General features: G+C 72.9%; 14 protein-coding genes. 9 read left to right on the forward strand and 5 right to left on the reverse strand.

What is annotated here, in order from left to right:
* Window positions 1-34 precede the first annotated feature (34 nt).
* From AB0A94_RS04260 to glgX, 3 genes are all read right to left on the reverse strand, one after another.
* Complete coding sequence (locus AB0A94_RS04260; protein ID WP_361738616.1) at window positions 35-1435, reverse strand: sulfatase-like hydrolase/transferase; 1401 nt, start codon at window positions 1433-1435, stop codon at window positions 35-37.
* A gap of 64 nt (window positions 1436-1499) precedes the next feature.
* Window positions 1500-1595 (reverse strand): putative leader peptide, encoded by a 96-nt coding sequence (locus tag AB0A94_RS04265; protein ID WP_361738619.1) that lies wholly within the window; start codon window positions 1593-1595, stop codon window positions 1500-1502.
* 76 nt (window positions 1596-1671) lie between these two features.
* Window positions 1672-3924: a glycogen debranching protein GlgX gene (gene glgX, locus AB0A94_RS04270; protein ID WP_361738621.1), complete on the reverse strand. Its 2253-nt coding sequence runs from the start codon at window positions 3922-3924 to the stop codon at window positions 1672-1674.
* 189 nt (window positions 3925-4113) lie between these two features.
* Between glgX and AB0A94_RS04275 the strand changes: the two genes are divergently transcribed.
* Together AB0A94_RS04275 and AB0A94_RS04280 are read left to right on the forward strand one after the other, a co-directional pair.
* On the forward strand, window positions 4114-5349 hold the full coding sequence (locus AB0A94_RS04275; RefSeq protein WP_361738624.1) for an Ig-like domain-containing protein: 1236 nt from the start codon (window positions 4114-4116) through the stop codon (window positions 5347-5349).
* Window positions 5350-5499: 150 nt separating this feature from the next.
* Entirely contained in the window at window positions 5500-6747 is a 1248-nt protein-coding gene (locus AB0A94_RS04280; RefSeq protein WP_361738627.1) for an Ig-like domain-containing protein, read from the forward strand.
* A gap of 1068 nt (window positions 6748-7815) precedes the next feature.
* Here the strand turns inward: AB0A94_RS04280 and AB0A94_RS04285 are convergent.
* A complete protein-coding gene (locus AB0A94_RS04285; RefSeq protein WP_361738630.1) occupies window positions 7816-8001 on the reverse strand; it encodes a UTRA domain-containing protein in 186 nt (61 codons plus the stop codon).
* Window positions 8002-8527: 526 nt separating this feature from the next.
* On the opposite strand from AB0A94_RS04285, the gene AB0A94_RS04290 reads away from it, so the two are divergent.
* The 4 genes from AB0A94_RS04290 (at window position 8528) to AB0A94_RS04305 (ending at window position 11215) form a co-directional block, all read left to right on the forward strand.
* The gene (locus tag AB0A94_RS04290) at window positions 8528-9295 is read left to right on the forward strand and encodes an enoyl-CoA hydratase-related protein (RefSeq protein ID WP_361738633.1); all 768 of its coding nucleotides are present in this window, start codon (window positions 8528-8530) and stop codon (window positions 9293-9295) included.
* Between the two features lie 273 nt (window positions 9296-9568).
* On the forward strand, window positions 9569-10072 hold the full coding sequence (locus AB0A94_RS04295) for an ATP-binding protein (RefSeq protein WP_361738636.1): 504 nt from the start codon (window positions 9569-9571) through the stop codon (window positions 10070-10072).
* Between the two features lie 149 nt (window positions 10073-10221).
* On the forward strand, window positions 10222-10434 hold the full coding sequence (locus AB0A94_RS04300; protein WP_361739172.1) for an EF-hand domain-containing protein: 213 nt from the start codon (window positions 10222-10224) through the stop codon (window positions 10432-10434).
* 88 nt (window positions 10435-10522) lie between these two features.
* Window positions 10523-11215 carry an NAD(P)-binding domain-containing protein gene (locus AB0A94_RS04305; RefSeq protein WP_361739175.1) on the forward strand — a complete coding sequence of 231 codons (693 nt, stop codon included), beginning with the start codon at window positions 10523-10525 and terminating at the stop codon, window positions 11213-11215.
* Here the strand turns inward: AB0A94_RS04305 and AB0A94_RS04310 are convergent.
* Window positions 11212-11769 (reverse strand): glycoside hydrolase family 25 protein, encoded by a 558-nt coding sequence (locus AB0A94_RS04310; protein WP_361738639.1) that lies wholly within the window; start codon window positions 11767-11769, stop codon window positions 11212-11214. The two genes, AB0A94_RS04305 and AB0A94_RS04310, sit on opposite strands and share 4 nt — an antisense overlap.
* 228 nt (window positions 11770-11997) lie before the next feature.
* Between AB0A94_RS04310 and AB0A94_RS04315 the strand changes: the two genes are divergently transcribed.
* The 3 genes from AB0A94_RS04315 to AB0A94_RS04325 are packed head-to-tail and all read left to right on the forward strand — an operon-like array spanning window position 11998 to window position 17080.
* Window positions 11998-13038, forward strand: a complete 1041-nt coding sequence (locus AB0A94_RS04315) for a sugar-binding domain-containing protein (RefSeq protein WP_361738642.1) — start codon at window positions 11998-12000, stop codon at window positions 13036-13038.
* Window positions 13039-13046: 8 nt separating this feature from the next.
* A complete protein-coding gene (locus AB0A94_RS04320) occupies window positions 13047-13706 on the forward strand; it encodes a type VII secretion system-associated protein (RefSeq protein WP_361738645.1) in 660 nt (219 codons plus the stop codon).
* Window positions 13703-17080 carry a hypothetical protein gene (locus AB0A94_RS04325; protein ID WP_361738648.1) on the forward strand — a complete coding sequence of 1126 codons (3378 nt, stop codon included), beginning with the start codon at window positions 13703-13705 and terminating at the stop codon, window positions 17078-17080. Before AB0A94_RS04320 ends, AB0A94_RS04325 begins: the two co-directional genes overlap by 4 nt.
* Window positions 17081-17142: the final 62 nt, after the last annotated feature.

A 17142-nucleotide genomic window follows, 5' to 3' on the forward strand; every position in this document is an offset into this window, starting at 1 on the left:
CGCGGGTCCTGCGGCGGCCTGCCGTCCGGCCGGGTCAGGACGCCGGGTAGGGCAGCAGACCGGCGTCCACCTCCTCCCACGCGGCCCGCAGCTCGGCCAGCAGCGCGGGCCGGGCGGCGGCGAGGTCGGCCTGCTCACGGGCGTCGGCGGCGAGGTCGTACAGGTGGTCCCCGCCGTCCGTGTCGCGGTAGTACTTCCAGTCGCCGCGCCGCAGCGCCCGGTTGCGCCGCACCCGCCAGAACAGGTCGCGCCCGGGCAGGTCCTCGCCGCGCAGCAGGTACCCGGCGAGGCTGGTCCCGTCCAGCGGGTACGCCGGGTCGGGCCGGGCACCGGCCAGTTCCAGCAGGGTCGCCGTCCAGTCCGGTGTGTAGACGGGCTCGTGGCTGACCTGGCGGCCGTCGATCCGGGCCGGCCAGCGCAGGAGGGTCGGCACCCGGATGCCGCCCTCCAGCAGCTCCGACTTGCCGCCGCTGAGCGGCCACTGGTAGGAGAAGCGCTCGCCTCCGTTGTCGCTGGCGAAGACGACGACGGTGTTCTCCTCCTGCCCGGCGCGGCGCAGCGCGGTGAGCACCCGGCCGACGGCGGCGTCCAGGCTCTCCACCATCTCCTTGTACTTCGCCACCGAGCCGCCGTCGTCGTGCAGCAGCGCGCGCACCCCGCCCCCGTTCCGGACCTTCGCGGCGATCTCGGCACCCGTCTCCGCGTCGTCCTCGGTCAGCCACGGCCAGTGCGGGGTGGTGAAGTTGAGGTTGAGCAGCCAGGGACCGTCGTGGTCGCGGGAGACGTACTCGACGGCCCGTTCGGTCAGGATCGTGGTGTAGTAGCGCAGGTCCTGGTACTCGGCGTCGCCCTCGTACAGGTCGTACTCGCCGAGCTGGCCGAGCTTGGAGAAGTACTCCAGGGCGCCGCCGAAGTTGCCGAAGAACTCGTCCCAGCCGGACCTGGTGGGGCTGTAGTCCGGCAGGAAGCCGCAGTGCCACTTGCCGATCAGGGCGGTGGCGTACCCGGCCTCCCTCAGCAGCGAGGCGAGGGTCGGGTGGCCCGGCTCCAGGCCCTGGGTGCGGTTGCCGATCGGCTCGGCCAGCCCGCCCGCGGCACGGCCCGGGAAGCGGCCGGTGTAGAGGCTGAACCGGGTCGGGGAGCAGGTCGCCGAGCCGGAGTAGGCCTGGGTGAACCGCACGCCCTGCGCGGCCAGCCGGTCCAGGTGCGGGGTCCTGATGTGCGGGGAGCCGTACGAGGACAGGTCGGCCCAGCCGAGATCGTCCCCGAGGACGAACAGGATGTTGGGGCGTCCGCCGGGCCGGCCGGAGGCGCGGGATCTGAAGGGGCGTTCGGCGGGCGTGGCGGCTTGGGCGCCGGCGGACGCGCCGGCGACGGCCGTCACCGCGCCGCCGCCGACCAGACCGGTGAAGGCACGACGGGATATTTCAGGCATGCGTGATCCCCGGGAGGAAAGAGGCGGTGGAGAGGAGGAAGAGGTGAGGGGAGGAGGGCGCGCGTCAGCGACAGAGCGCGCCGGACTGCCGGCACAGGTCGACGTGGCGTCGCCGCACGAGCGCGACGCGCACGCACCGGCGGGCAGCGGCAGTCCTCATGACCAGGGACGCTCCCAGGCGCGCCGCAGGCCGGTCAAGAAGATCGCCGCCGATTTCACGGAGCCGCAACGAGACGTCAGCCGACGGCCTTCAGCAGCAGCACCGTCCGCCCCGGCACCGTGACCGCCGTCCCCGCCCGGTGCACCGCGTCCGGTGCGGACGCCTGCTCCTCCCGCCCGGTGTCGACGACCACCTCGTACCGCCGGGCCCACGGCGGCCCCGGCAGCTCGAACTCCACCGCTTCCTCACCCGCGTGCAGGACGGCCAGGAAGCTGTCGTCGAGGATCTGGTCCCCGTGCTCGTCGCGCCCCGGGATGTCCCGCCCGGAGAGGTACATGCCGAGCGTGGCGGCCGGCGCGTACCAGTCGTCCTCGGTCATCTCCGTGCCGCGCGGGGTGAACCAGGCCAGGTCGCGCAGCCCGTCCGCGGAGTGCGCGCGGCCGGAGAAGAAGGCCCGGCGGCGCAGCACCGGGTGCCGGTGGCGCAGGGCGATCAGCCGGGAGGTCAGCTCGAACAGCGGTCGCCAGTCCGGGTCGTCCAGGAGGGTCCAGTCCACCCAGCCGGTCTCGTTGTCCTGGCAGTAGGCGTTGTTGTTGCCGCGCTGGGTGCGGCCCATCTCGTCGCCGGCGACCAGCATCGGCACGCCCGTCGACAGCAGCAGCGTGGTCAGCAGGTTCCGCAGCTGCCGCCGCCGCAGGGCCCGTACGTCCTCGTCCCGCGTCTCTCCCTCCACGCCGCAGTTCCAGGACCGGTTGTCGTCCGTGCCGTCCCGGTTGCCCTCGCCGTTGGCCTCGTTGTGCTTGCGGTCGTACGACACCAGGTCCCGGAGGGTGAACCCGTCGTGCGCGGTGACGAAGTTGACCGAGGCGTACGGCCGCCGCCCGCCCCAGGCGTACAGGTCGCTGGACCCGGACAGCCGGTAGCCCATCTCCCGCACGTCCGGCAGCGCGTGCCGCCAGAAGTCCCGTACGGCGTCGCGGTAGCGGTCGTTCCACTCCGTCCACAACGGCGGGAACGCCCCCACCTGGTAGCCCCCGGAGCCCACGTCCCACGGTTCGGCGATCAGCTTCACCCGGTGCAGCACCGGATCCTGCGCGATCACCGCGAGGAACGGCGACAGCATGTCGACGTCGTGCATCGAGCGGGCCAGCGCCGCCGCCAGGTCGAACCGGAAGCCGTCGACGCCCATCTCGGTCACCCAGTAGCGCAGGGAGTCCGTGATCAGGCGCAGGACGTGCGGCTGGACGACGTGGAGCGTGTTGCCGCAGCCGGTGTAGTCGGCGTAGCGGCGGGCGTCGGCCTGGAGGCGGTAGTAGCCGCGGTTGTCGACGCCCTTCAGGGAGAGCGTGGGGCCCAGTTCGCCCGCCTCGGCGGTGTGGTTGTAGACCACGTCGAGGATCACCTCGATGCCCGCCGCGTGCAGGGCGCGCACCATCCGCTTGAACTCGCCGACCTGCTGTCCCCTCGTCCCGGAGGCCGCGTACCCGGCGTGCGGGGCGAAGTAGCCGATGGAGTTGTAACCCCAGTGGTTGCGCAGCCCTCGCCGCAGCAGGTGGTCCTCGTGCGCGAACTGGTGCACCGGCAGCAGCTCCACCGCCGTCACGCCGAGGCGCACCAGGTGCTCGACCGCCGCCGGGTGCGCGAGACCGGCGTAGGTGCCGCGCAGCTCCTCGGGGACACCCGGGTGCAGCTTGGTGAAGCCGCGCACGTGCAGCTCGTAGATCACCGAGTCCGCCCACGGCGTCTTCGGCCGGTGGTCGTCCGCCCAGTCGTCGTCGTCGTGGACGACCACGCCCTTGGGGACGTACGGCGCGGAGTCCCGGTCGTCGCGCACGGTGTCCGCGACATGCTGCTCCGGCCAGTCGCGGACGTGCCCGTACACCTCCGGCGGCAACGAGAAGTCCCCGTCCACGGCACGCGCGTACGGGTCGAGGAGCAGCTTCGCCGGATTCCAGCGGGCGCCCGTCCACGGGTCCCAGCGGCCGTGCACCCGGTAGCCGTACCGCTGACCGGGCAGCACACCCGGCACGAAACCGTGCCAGATCCCGTGCGTCAGCTCGGTGAGCCGGGCCCTGCTCTCCCTGCCCCGCTCGTCGAACAGGCACAGCTCGACCCCCTCCGCCCCGCCCGCCCACAACGCGAAGTCGGTCCCCGCCACCCCGTCCGGGCCGACCCGGAACCGGGCGCCCAGCGGCGTCGGCCGGCCCGGCCGCACGGGCACCGTGGGCACGGGCGGCGCCGGCCGCGCGCCGTTCACGACGGCGGCCGGGTGCCCGTTCCCGGTGGCCCGCCCTGAGGCCACCGCCTCCTGCTCGGCTGCGCTGGACACCTGTCAGCCTCCCGCGGCTCGTGGGGGACGACGGCGGACAGGGGAGCAGGGCACTCGTCATCGGCTCCGGCCGCGGCTCCCCGGCGCGTCGTCCTCCCACTGTTCTGCCCAGAGGGTGCCTCGCACTCACGTTTCCCCGGGGGGCGGCATGGTCGTTTCCCGGAGGCGAGGCCCGTCGTTGGGCACCGCGTGAGGTACGTACAAGGGCGCGCACGGCGCGCGAGGGCCGCGCTGGCCGCCGTAGTGACATGGGCAGGACTGCTGGCCGGAGCCGTCGGCTGTACCGCGGGCGGCACCCCCGGCGGGGCGTTCGGGCCCCCGGCCGCCGAGGACGTCATCCGCGTGTCGCCCGACGACGGCAGCAAGGGCGTGCGCCCCGGCTCGGCGCTGCGGGTGCGGGTGCCGGACGGGCGGCTGGAGTCGGTGAAGGTCGTCGTGGAGCGGGACGCGCGGGAGTCGCGGGTCCCCGGGCGGATCTCCGGGGACGGGCTGACCTGGAAGCCCGACGACGAACGGCTGGCGCTGGCCGCGAAGTACACCGTCGACGCGGTGGCCGTGGACGGCGACGGCCGCCGCTCCGCCCGGCACACCACCTTCACCACCCATGTCCCGGAGGAACGCTTCATCGGCTACGTCGCCCCGGAGGACCGCTCCACCGTCGGCACCGGCATGATCGTCTCCCTGGAGTTCAACCGGAAGATCACCCGCCGCGCGGCCGTCGAACGCGCCGTCCGCGTCACCGCCCGCCCGGCCGTCGAGATCCGCCCGCACTGGTTCGGCGGCTCCCGCCTCGACTTCCGCCCCGAGCACTACTGGAAGCCCGGCACCCGGGTCACCGTCGACCTGAACCTGCGTGACGTCGAGGGAGCGCCGGGCGTCTACGGCCTCCAGCACCGCACCTTCACCTTCACCGTCGGCCGCAGCCAGCTGTCGGTGGTCGACGCCTCCGCGCACACCATGCGCGTGCGACGGGACGGGGAACTGCTGGCCACCGTGCCGATCACGGCGGGCACGCGGAAGACTCCCACCTACAACGGCCGGATGGTGATCACCGAGATGCTCGAGGTCACCCGCATGAACGGCGCGACGGTCGGCTTCACCGACGACGACGGCAAGGGCGAGTACGACATCCCCGACGTCCCGCACGCCATCCGCCTGACCAGCTCCGGCACCTTCCTGCACGGCAACTACTGGGCCGACACCGACGTCTTCGGCGACTCCAACGTCAGCCACGGCTGCATCGGTCTGCGCGACGTGAAGGGCGGCGGGGCGGACACCCCGGCGGGCTGGTTCTTCGACCGCAGCCTCATCGGCGACGTCGTCGAGGTCGTCAACAGCGAGGACAAGGAGGTCGCCCCGGACAACGGCCTCGGTGGCTGGAACATGGACTGGAGGAAGTGGAAGGCGGGCAGCGCGGTGAAGTGACTCCCCCGGCGGGCCGTTGAACTTGGAACGGAACGGTGACAAACCCGCCGCCTCGAACGCCTGTGGCCTGTGGTTACTATGCCCGAGCGCGCGAGGGGCGCGCGGGGGCGCGGGCCCGGCAGGGACTGGGTCCGCCGAGGGGAGAAACAAGTGAACGTGGGGCCCATATCGGGGGCGGCGCCGGTCGGCGCTCGGGGGCGAGGCGGCAGGAGGCTGGCGGCGCTGGCGCTCGGCGTGATGCTGGCGGTGACCGCCTGCGGCGGAGGGTCGGAGCCGGGCACCGGCTCGGGCGACGGCAAGGGCAAGGGCAAGGACTCCACCGCCGCGCAGAGCAAGCAGTCCGAGGCCGTGGTCGGCATCGCGCCCGAGGACGGCGCGAAGTCCGTCGAGACCAGCGGCGCGCTGAAGGTGAACGCGAGCAACGGAAAGCTGACCGAGGTCGTCGTCAAGAACCCGGACGGTGACGAGGTCGAGGGCGAGATATCCAAGGACGGCGCCACCTGGATGCCGTCCACCCACCTGGCCGCCGCCACCAAGTACACGGTGCACGCGGTCGCCAAGGACTCCGAGGGCCGCACCGCGGCCGAGGACTCCAGCTTCACCACGCTGACGCCGAAGAACACCTTCGTGGGGACCTTCACCCCCGAGGACGGCTCCAAGGTCGGCGTGGGCATGCCGTTCTCGCTCCGCTTCACCCGGGGCATCACCAACCCCGAGGACGTCGAGAAGGCCATCCGCATCACCACCGAGCCGGCCGTCGAGGTCGAGGGCCACTGGTTCGGCAACGACCGCCTCGACTTCCGCCCGGAGAAGTACTGGAAGGCCGGCACCAAGGTCACCGTCGACCTCAACCTCGACGGGGTCGAGGGCCGCGACGGCGTCTACGGCGAGCAGTCCAAGAAGGTCTCCTTCACCATCGGCCGCGAGCAGGTCTCCGTCGTCGACGCCAAGAAGCTCACGATGAAGGTCATGCGGGACGGCAAGCTCCTCAAGACCGTCCCGGTCACCACCGGCGCGCCCGGCTACGAGACCTGGAACGGCAAGATGGTCATCACCGAGAAGCTGACGGTGACCCGGATGAACGGCGACACGGTCGGCTACGGCGGCGAGTACGACATCAAGGACGTCCCGCACGCCATGCGCCTGTCCACCTCCGGCACCTTCATCCACGGCAACTACTGGGGCGGCGACGCCTTCGGCAACCGCAACGCCAGCCACGGCTGCGTCGGCCTGCGCGACGTCCGCGGCGGCTGGGACAAGGAGGCCCCGGCCGCCTGGTTCTTCAACAACTCCCTGCTCGGCGACGTCGTGGAGGTCAAGAACTCCAACGACGCCACCATCGCCCCGGACAACGGCCTCAACGGCTGGAACATGTCCTGGGAGAAGTGGAAGGCGTAGCGGGTCGGGTGTCCCGTGCCCCGTCAGGGGCACGGGGCCTATCGATGCCCGCAGCGGGCACCTGCCCGGACGAGGGCGACGAGGCGGGGTGTGTTCACGGCCCGCCACCGGGCCCGGGCGGGCTCAGCCATGCTTGAGCCGCAAGGCGTTACGAATCGGCCAGCAGGGCCTTCGTGCCGCGATTCCCGAGGTCGGTCGCCGGCTGGAGGCGGAGGCCGGCCGCCCCTGGGACGCGTCGGGCAGCAGCGTAGAAGGTGTCCCGCCGCCGGCTCACCCGCCGCGCGTCAAGGAGCCGCTTCTCCGCATCGTGCCTCCGCTCCCGCACGTGCACTTCGAGGATCCAGAGGGTCCGCTACGTACGCATACCGGGAGCATGACGGTTGCGCTGAAGCCTCTTGTCGGGGAGCTGTCACCCGACAAGGGGGAACTGAAAAGGATCACTGTTTCCGTGACCGATGCGCGGCCCGCACCTTGGAGGCGTTGACCAGGTGGAAAATGGGCCACGGCGCCACAATTGCCATGATGCAGCAGATGAATGAGAGCCCGTATCCCGAGTTGAAGAAAACCCATGCCACCCATGCGGTGATGGCGAAGAGGATGATGAGGACGAGCCATAATATCGTCCTCAACGCAAGGTGAGCCGGGTGACGGTCGCCTCGAAATATGTGACCCTCGCCGAGGGCCTCCTGTCTTCCTGTATTTTCACCACTGTTTGACACCTCGTCAGGTTACCGGCTCGCCCTGGACCGGCATCCCCCTGCTTGAGTGACCCCTATCACACTGCAGCGCGCCATTTCGGTTTTGAGCCGTGTCTTGAAATTGTCACCTGTGGCCCGGTGGTTCGCTCTCTGCATGATTACGCTTTCTGGGTGAGCGGTACCCAGGTCCATTTACGACGTGGCTCATGAAAGGGCCGGCTCATGGGCCCGGCCGGTCCCGTGAGGCTACGTCGACTGAATCGGCCCTGCACGCAGTTCCCCTGCCGCTCGCACGATGTCCGGCGGAAAGCGTTCAAAGTGGCGTCACACTTCCGGGACGACTTCTTCGACCGCCTGCCTGAAAACAGGCTCAGCCGGGTGTGAACTCGTACCGGAGCTCGTACAGATGACCCGCCTTGACCATGACGGTGGCTTCCACGGGGCGTTCGTCGTCGCTGTACACCACGCACGGGGTGCGGAGCACAGGGCGGTCGCCGGGCAGGTTCAGGGCCTGGTACTGCTCCTGGGTGGGGGCCCTGGCCGGGATTCGGTCCATGCCCGGGCGTGGTGGGAAACCGGGTTGGCTGAGGAGTGCCGGAGTGCCGGGGTGCCGCCCATGATCTTTCGCTCGGCCGTGATGGCGGTGTCCCGGGCGACGGGCAGCGGGTGGTGCGCCTTGACCGGTTCGGCCGGTTCCCCGTCCGTCGACGGCATCTGGTGTCGCAGTACCGCGGTCTCGGCGCCGTCGAGGCCCGGCGCGGACGCGACGTCGGCCGGAGGACGGCTCTCGACCACGTCGAGCAGCGTGCTGTGTGTCGTGTGCCGGGGTGCCGAGCCGTGCAGCCCCGGTCAGCCGGCGGTACGGCTTTCCCGGCTCCGCGGGAGCCGTGTGCGCGGCCGGGCGCACCGTTCGCTGCCGGTGCGCTCGCGAGCGGTGACGGCGGACCCGGCACGACCCACCACGAGCTGCTCGTCCTCGAGGAGCTGCAGTGCTTTCCGGGCGGTCGCGTTCGAGGCGCCGAACCTCTCCTTCGGGTGGCTCGCGGTACCCCCGCGTGTGAACGGCCGCTAACCTGCGGGGCATGACCGTACATCTCGAAGTCGCCGAAGGCGTCGGCACGCTGCGGCTGGACCGGCCGCCCATGAACGCGCTGGACGTCGCCACGCAGGACCGGTTGAAGGAGCTCGCCGAGGAGGCCGCGCGGCGCGAGGACGTGCGCGCCGTGGTGCTCTACGGCGGGGAGAAGGTGTTCGCGGCGGGCGCGGACATCAAGGAGATGCAGGCCATGGACCATGCGGCCATGGTCCTGCGCGCCAAGGCCCTCCAGGACTCCTTCACGGCCGTGGCCCGTATCCCCAAGCCGGTCGTGGCCGCCGTCACCGGCTACGCGCTCGGCGGCGGGTGCGAGCTGGCGCTCTGCGCCGACTACCGCATCGCCGGGGAGAACGCCAAGCTGGGCCAGCCCGAGATCCTGCTCGGCCTGATCCCGGGCGCGGGCGGCACCCAGCGGCTGTCCCGGTTGATCGGCCCCTCCAAGGCCAAGGACCTCATCTTCACGGGACGCCAGGTGCGGGCCGACGAGGCGCTGGCGCTCGGTCTGGTGGACCGGGTGGTGCCGGCGGAGGAGGTCCACGCGCAGGCGCACGCGTGGGCCGCGAAGCTGGCCCAGGGCCCGGCGATCGCGCTGCGCGCGGCCAAGGAGTCGGTCGACACCGGTCTTGAGACGGACATCGACACCGGCCTCGCCGTCGAGCGCAACTGGTTCGCGGGCCTGTTCGCCACCGAGGACCGCGAGCGGGGGATGCGCAGCTTCGTGGAGGAGGGACCGGGCAAGGCGAAGTTCCTGTGACATCGCATACGTCATCTTGCAATTGACTCGATGTCTGATTCCGGGTCCCTCGATGGGGGGTTCATGGGAGCCTTGGTGCACCCTTGAGCCGTTCGTGTCGAGGGAGCCCGTCGATTGCCTGAGAGTGAGACGTTTCCCCAGGTCGGGCGGGCTTTCAAGGGTGCCGAAGGGGCATCGGCGCATGCCGTCGGCCCCTTGTCGGGCAGGGGCGTGCGGGGGGCGTATTCCCCCGGAACGGCCCCCGAGGACCCCTCGGGCGGCCATGATGGGGGCATGGCGGGGCTGGAGGGCATGGAGCAGCCGCGGGGAGACGGACGTGTGACCGCGTCGCGCTGGTCGCCGACGGTCGATGACGAACGCGCCCTGAAGGCAGTGGAGTTGTTCGGCAACCCGACGGAGGCGGAGGTTCCGCTGCCGTCCCGTCCCGAGTCCGCCGCCACCGCCCGCCGACTCGTCCAGGTGGTCGTCCTGCGGGAGTGGGGCCTCACCGCCAAGATCGCCGAGGACGCCGTCCTGCTCGTCTCCGAACTGGTCGGCAACGCCGTACGGCACACCGGCGCGCGGGTCTTCGGCCTCCGCATGAGGCACCGGCGCGGCTGGATCCGGATCGAGGTCCGCGACCCGTCCCGCGGGCTGCCCTGTCTCATGCCGGTCCAGGAGATGGACACCAGCGGCCGGGGCCTCTTCCTCGTCGACAAGCTCGCCGACCGCTGGGGCGTCGACCTGCTGCCCCGCGGCAAGACCACCTGGTTCGAGATCCGCGTGACGGACCGCTGAGGGCTCCCGCGGCGTGTCCGCCGCCCGCGCTCCCGGGCCCCCGCCCACGGGAGGCCCGCCGGTGGGTGGTCGCCGCACTGGAGTCTCCGGTGGCCCGATAATCTGACCTGCGTCAGTAGGACGCACAGTACGAGATGAGGGGCGGATCGGTGGCGGACATCGAGGAAGCGCGCAAGCAGTTCGAGCGGATCGATACGGACGGGGACGGGTTCATCACCGCTGCCGAGTTCAAGACCGCCCTGGCCCAGGGCGGGGACTGGAACGTCACCGAGACGGTCGCCGAGGCCGTGATCAAGTCCCGGGACCTGAACGGCGACAAGGTCCTGTCGTTCGACGAGTTCTGGGCGCACCTGAACAAGTAGGTCCGGTGAACGAGTAGGCCCGGAATAGCCCGCCCCTTCCGGGGGTTGGTGCCGATCACGGTGGTTCCCGGAGGGAACCGGAGCGGACATCGATCCCGGAAGGGCGAGGCGAGCGGACATGAAGATCGGCATCATCGGGGCGGGCAACATCGGGGGCAACCTCACGCGGCGGCTCACCGCCCTCGGCCACGACGTCTCCGTGGCCAACTCCCGCGGCCCCCAGACACTCACGGAGCTGGCCGAGGAGACCGGCGCGACGCCCGTACGGGCCGAGGACGCGGCGCGCGGCGCCGAGATCGTCGTCGTCACCGTCCCGCTGAAGGCGGTACCGGACCTGCCGTCCGGCCTGTTCGACGAGGCCGCGGAGGGCGTGGCCGTCATCGACACCGGCAACTACTACCCGCGGCAGCGCGACGGCAGGATCGTCGGCATCGAGGACGAGGGCGTCACCGAGAGCCGCTGGACGGAACGGCAGATCGGCCACCCCGTGATCAAGGCCTTCAACGGCACGTACGCCCAGGACATCCTGGACCGCCACCGCCCCGCCGGCGACCCCGACCGGCTGGCCCTGCCCGTCGCCGGCGACGACGAGGCGGCCAAGCGCAAGGTCCGGGCGCTGATCGAGGAGCTCGGCTTCGACACCGTCGACGCGGGCGGCATCGACGACTCCTGGCGCCAGCAGCCCGACACCCCCGTCTACGGCCTGCGCGCGGGCACCGAGGCCGTCACCAAGGCCCTGGCGGAAGCCTCCCCCGAGCGCAAGCCGGAGTTCCGGGGCTAGGCGTCCCCGGCCCACTCCTTCAGCGCCGACCTGCTGGAGAAGTCCGCCACGTTCTTGTCCAGCGGGTCGTCGGTGTACTGGTGGAAGCGCCACTTCGCCTGGATGCGGGGCTTCCCGGCGGTGACGTAGTCGGCGATCCAGAGGCCGTCGCCGGCGTAGGACGTCGTGTCGACGGTCAGCCAGAAGTTCCGGTTGCAATACAGGATCACCCTGTGGTGCGGCCGCAGCTCCTTCACCTTCTTGATGAAGCGGTCCTTCTCCGCGTTGCTCGCATGCGTCCCCTCGCCCGTCGTCTCCCAGTCGACCGCGAGGATGTCGCCCCGCTTCTCCGGGGCCTTGCTCACGAAGTACTCCGCCTGGGCCGTCAGGTTGCCCGGCCAGAGGAAGTGGTAGAAACCGACGACCAGACCGGCGTCGCGGGCCCTCTCCGTCTGGGCCGAGAGCTTGGGATTGGTGTACGAACGGCCCTCCGTCGCCTTGATGAAGACGAAGGACAGGCCGTCGGTGTCGTACGAGGACGGCTGGTACGCACTCACGTCGATGCCGCGCAGCATGGGGCTCCCTGAGGTGCTGGTGGGGGGGGGGAGGGGAGTCGGACGATGTCTTCCCCACCCTGCCACGGGCGACCCGTCCGGACGGTCGGAAGTCGGGTCCCAGCGGTCACTCACGTCCCTGGTGTCACTCCGATGTCGGTTTCCCGTCATGTTCCGCTCACTTCGCACAGATGAACTAGCCGGAGAAGTGACGTGGGTTGACGAACGATGAGAGCGCGGAGAGACGACATGGCCGAACCGGTTGAGGTGACGGCGTTACCCGCGCCGATCGACACGCTTCTCGCCGCCGCCGTCGCCCGACGCTTCTACCTGGAGCAGCGGTCGAAGGTGGAGATCGCCAAGGAGCTCGGCATCAGCCGGTTCAAGGTGGCCCGCCTCCTCGACGCGGCCGTGGCCCACGACATCGTGCGGATCGACATCACCGTCCCGGCCGAGATCGACGTCCCGCTCGGACGGGCGCTGGCCGAGCGGTTCGGGCTCCGGCACGGCATCGTCGTCAACCTGGGCCGCGGCGAGGGCGGTACGACGGCGTCGGCGGACCAGCGGCAGAGCGGCCGCTGGCTCGGTACGGCGGCGGCCCGGTTGATCTCGGAGATCGCGGAGGAGGGCGACGTCCTCGGACTGGACGGCAGCCACGTGGTGGACGCGCTCAGCGAGGCGGTCACCCGGCTGCCGCTGTGCGACGTGGTCCAGCTGACCGGGGTGCACGGGCGGGACCTCGCCCACGACGCCGCGATCACCGCGGTCCGCCGTACGGCCGCGGCCGGCGGCGGCAGGGCGTTCCCGCTGCACACCCCGTTCCTCCTGCCCGACGCCGTGACGGCCGCCGTCCTGCGCAGCCAGCCCGCCACCGCCGAGACGCTGGACCGGTTCGGCCTGGTCACCAAGGCCGTCGTCGGCATCACGGCGTGGGACGCCCCGGACTCCACGGTGTACGACGCCCTGTCCGAGCGGGAGCGGGAGACGCTCCGGGAGGCGGGAGCGTGCGCCGAGGTGGCCGGCCACGTCCTGGACGCCGCGGGCCGGGTGGTCCCCACCGAGCTGAACGCCCGCACGATCGCCGTCAGCGCCGCCGAACTCCGCGGCGTCGCGGAGCTGATCGGTGTCACGGCCGGTGGACGCGGCACCGGGGCGGTCCGCGCCGTACTGAGGTCCGGACTGCTCACCGGAGTCGTCACGGACGCCACGACCGCGCGCCGCCTCCTCTGGCACGACGACCCGGACGACGACCCGGCACGGACCGCACCGTCGTCCCGATCCACCGAATGAGGACAGCGATGAGCCAGCAGGACGAGGCGCTTCCGCCCGTTCCGGACGACATCCGCGAGGCGGGCCGCCTCGCCCCGGACCACTGGCTGGGGGTGGTCGACCCGATGTGGTCCGGGGAGGGGAAGCCCCCGGAGTGGGCGATGACCGGCCGGTGGCGGTCGGGCCTCGACGGCGAGATCGTCGAGTGGGAGGACAACCCCGAGTACCGGCCGTCCCCGCGTGCGCTCGACTGGCCCGAACCGGAGGACGAGGTGGACCGCGCCGTCCAGCTCGCGTCGACCGGCTACGGGCCCGGCGAGGCGGTGCCGGCGGCGCTGGTGGGGCGGGAGGTCGCCGTGCTGACGGCGCCGGGCGGCGGCCTGCTGAGTGCGGCGGCGCCGGACGGGACGCCGGTCGTGCCGGTGTTCACCTCGTCGGTGTTCCTGCACACGTCGGGGCGTTTCGCCTTCGAACTCGTCCGCGTCGACGACCTTCTGACGCGCGTCCCCGAGGGGCACGTGCTGTACCTGAACCCCTCGGCCGCGGTGAGCATGCTGCTGGACCCCGACGCCGTACGCGACGCGGTCCGGGACGGCGCGCGGGAGCGGCCCTCCGCCGCCGCGCCCGTGGACCGTACCGCGCGGGTGCTGACCGAGGCCGTCCACCCGGTGCGGGGGACGGACGCGTGAGCCGCTGGTCGTCCGTGATGCCGGGCCGGGGACGCAGGTCCGGCTCCGGTACGGGCCGTCGCGGTACGGCGGGCCCGGCCGGTGGCGCGAACGGCGGTGCGAACGGCACCGGGAACCGGGGCGTCGGCGGCCCGCCGGTCGAGGACGTCGACGGCGTGCTGCTGGTGCGCTCGGTCGAGGACGACTCGTTCCCGCTGGACGTCGTGGCCGAGGTGGCGGGTGCCGTCGGCAGGGAGGAGGACGTCGTCACGGTGATCGTGGGCTCCGCCGCCGGGGGCGGGGCGCCCGGCGCCGACCACTGGGCACGGCTGGGCGCGCTCCTCGACTCCCTCCGCGCGCGGGGCACCGACCGGGTCCGGCTCGTGATGTCCGGCGCCGGTGACGACCGGCCGGACCGGCCCAGCGTCGCCCGCAGGATCGCGGACGCCTGGGAACTGGAGGTGATGGCTCCGGACGGGGCCGTACTGATCACGCCCGGCGGCGCGCTCTTCGTCCACGGCGACTCCCGGTCCGACTCCTCCTGGTGGCGGTTCGCGCCCGGTGCGGAGCCCCGGAAGGCGGGCCGGCGCGCACCGGAGCCCGCCTGGGAGGAGGCGCTGGACGGGGTGCCCGCGCACACGGCGGGCGGTTGTGTCGTGGACCGCATCCCGGCGGGTGTGGTGATCCGCCCGGCCGAGGCGCCCGGGCCCGCCCCCGACGACCTGTGCTTCTCCGTGCCCGTCGACTTCGAGCGACTGACGGTGCTGGTCGGTGCCCCGCAGGCGGAGGACGTCGCCGCCGACGAGGTCGCCGCCGTCCTCGCGGGACTGCCGGAGGCGGAGCGCGCCCGTACCCGGCTCGCCCCCGGCGGCCGGCGTGACCTGCTGCGGCTCGGGCAGTCGGTCGCCGACCTGCTGGGCACCGAGGTGGAGGTGCTCACCGGCCTGCCGCTGCTCGACGACCACGCACCGCCCGGAACGCCTCCCCGGCCCACGCTGGTCGGGCGGGACGGCAGGCCGAGCTGGCGGCCGTTCGTGTCGTCCGTGGTCTGCGGGCCGGTCGACTCCGAGGGGCGGGCTCCCGTGCCCAGGCCGGTGGAGCTCCACCTGCCCGACTGGATCCTCGGCGGCAGCGAGCGGGGGACGGTACGGCTGACGGACCGCTGGCAGGCGACGGTCACCCGGGCCGGCCTCGCCCTGTGGGCACCGGACGGCCCCCGCCCCGGGCCGCTCGGACCGGCCGTCGACCCGGAGGTGTGCGCCATCGAACTGGGCATGCCGGGACAGCCGCTGGACGGCTCCCTGCTGCCCGCGCTGTCCCGCCTCGTGCGCGGCCTCGGAACCGACGTCCGGTCACGCACCACCCTGCTGGTCCGCGGCAGGCTCCTGGAGGGCGACGGCGCCCTGCGCCGCCTGGCCGCCGAACACGGCATACCGAACATCCGCTACGTCACCACCGCCCGGCCGCCGTGGTCCGGTACGGCGACCGGCCGACCGGGCACGGCCACGGCCACGGGGCCCGGCCGCGCGGTGCCGTCCGGTGGGGTGGTCCGTGGGCCGGGTACGGCGTCTGTCCCGCCGGCTGCCGGGTCCGGGGGTGGGGTCGGGCGTCGGCCTGGTGCGGCTGTCGGTGGTCCGCCGGTCATCGAGTCCGGTCGGGCCGCTGTCGAGTCCGGTGCGTCGGGGCGGGGGGCCGGTGCGGTCGTTGGTGGTCCGGGGGTTGCCGGGTCCGGCCGGACTCCGTCGCCGGGTGGGCCGGGTACGGCCGCTGCTCCGCCGGTTGCCGGGTCCGGGGGTGGGGTCGGGCGTCGGCCTGGTGCGGCTGTCGGTGGTCCGCCGGTCATCGAGTCCGGTCGGGCCGCTGTCGAGTCCGGTGCGTCGGGGCGGGGGGCCGGTGCGGTCGTTGGTGGTCCGGGGGTTGCCGGGTCCGGCCGGACTCCGTCGCCGGGTGGGCCGGGTACGGCCGCTGCTCCGCCGGCTGCCGGGTCCGGGGGTGGGACGGCACGCCGTGACGGTACGGCTGTCGTCGGCCCGCAGGCCGACGGGCCCGGCGTACCGGCGCCCGCGCCCGCCGCCGAAGTGAGCGGTGCCGCCGGTGGGCCTTCGGCTGCCGGGCCCGTCCCGCCGCCGGATTCCCCTCCGGTCGGCGGGGCCGCCGAAGCGGAGGCGGATGCCGCCGGTCCCGGGGAAGCGGCGGCGGGGGTGCCGCCGGTGTCTCCACCGGAGGGTGCCGAACCCGGGGAAGCGGAGCTCGGGGCGTCCGCGTCCACCACGCCCGCCGCGCCCGCCGCACCCGCCGCGTCCTCGGAGTCCCGTCCGGAGGAGCGGCCCGCCACGGGGGCCGCGACTGCCGTGTCGCCGGAGGCCGGGGCCGGGGCCGGCGCCGGGAGCGAGCAGCGGGCTTCCGGGCCCGGTGCGGCACCGGACGACGAGACGGGTCCGGGGGTCGTGGGGCCCCGGCCCGTCTCCTCGGCCGGTGCGCGCCCCGGAGCCGGCGGTGTCGTCGGCGGAGCGGGGCGCCCCGCCGGTGGGAGGAGCGGCCCAGGGCCGGACGGCGGCCGGGCCGTGCGCGCCGAGGCGGTGACGGGACCGCGGGGCCGGAGCGGTGAAGCACCCGCCCCGAACCGTGTCGCCCTTCCGTTCGTGCCCGGGCACGTCAGCGGGGCCGCCGAGCGTGCCGCGTTCCGGGACGCGGCGGCCGGGGCCTGGGAGGGGCATGCCGCCGCGGTGTCGCGGGTGCTCACCCGGATGCCCGCCCTGCGCGGTCACGAACTGGAGGCGGCGCGGACCGATCTCATCGCCGCGCACGCCTACCTCACCGCCGGGGAAGGCCCCCTGCACCACCGCGAGTTGATCCGGGACCTGCACACCGGCGAGGGGCGCCTGCTGCCCTACGCCGGCTGTCTGGCGTCCGCCCTGCGCCGGCTGCCCTCCTACCGGGGCGTGGCCCTGCGCGGCGGGGACGCCGACGGCCCCGAACCGGCGGTCGGCACGCTGCTGCACGACCCCGCCCCGGTCAGCGCCCTGGCCGGATCCTCGGCGCTCCCCGCCGGAGCCCCCGTGCGCTACGCGATCTGGTCCGTCACCGGACGCAAGGTACGGCAACTGCTCGACCGTCCGGGCGGCTCCTCGGAGACGTACGAGGAGATCGTCTTCGTGCCGGGGACCGGCTTCCGGGTGCTGGGGGTACGGACCGTGCCCGCGGGCCCCTCCGTCGTCCTGCTGCGTGAGCTCCCCGGGAACGCGACCGCCTACATGGACGGGTCGGAGGAACTGAGCGGGCTGGACCTCAAGGCCCTCACGCACCTCGAGGAGGCGCTGGCCAAGGGCTTCCGCACCGGTGACGACCCGCAGTGGCCGGAACGCTGTTCCGGGTCCGTGGGCCAGGACGGATAGCGAGCGGGGGCGCGCCACACGACCACCCATCACCCCACAGTCCACACAGACAGATCGAGGAG

It is taken from the genome of Streptomyces sp. NPDC044984 (assembly GCF_040646935.1).
Taxonomy (GTDB): domain Bacteria; phylum Actinomycetota; class Actinomycetes; order Streptomycetales; family Streptomycetaceae; genus Streptomyces.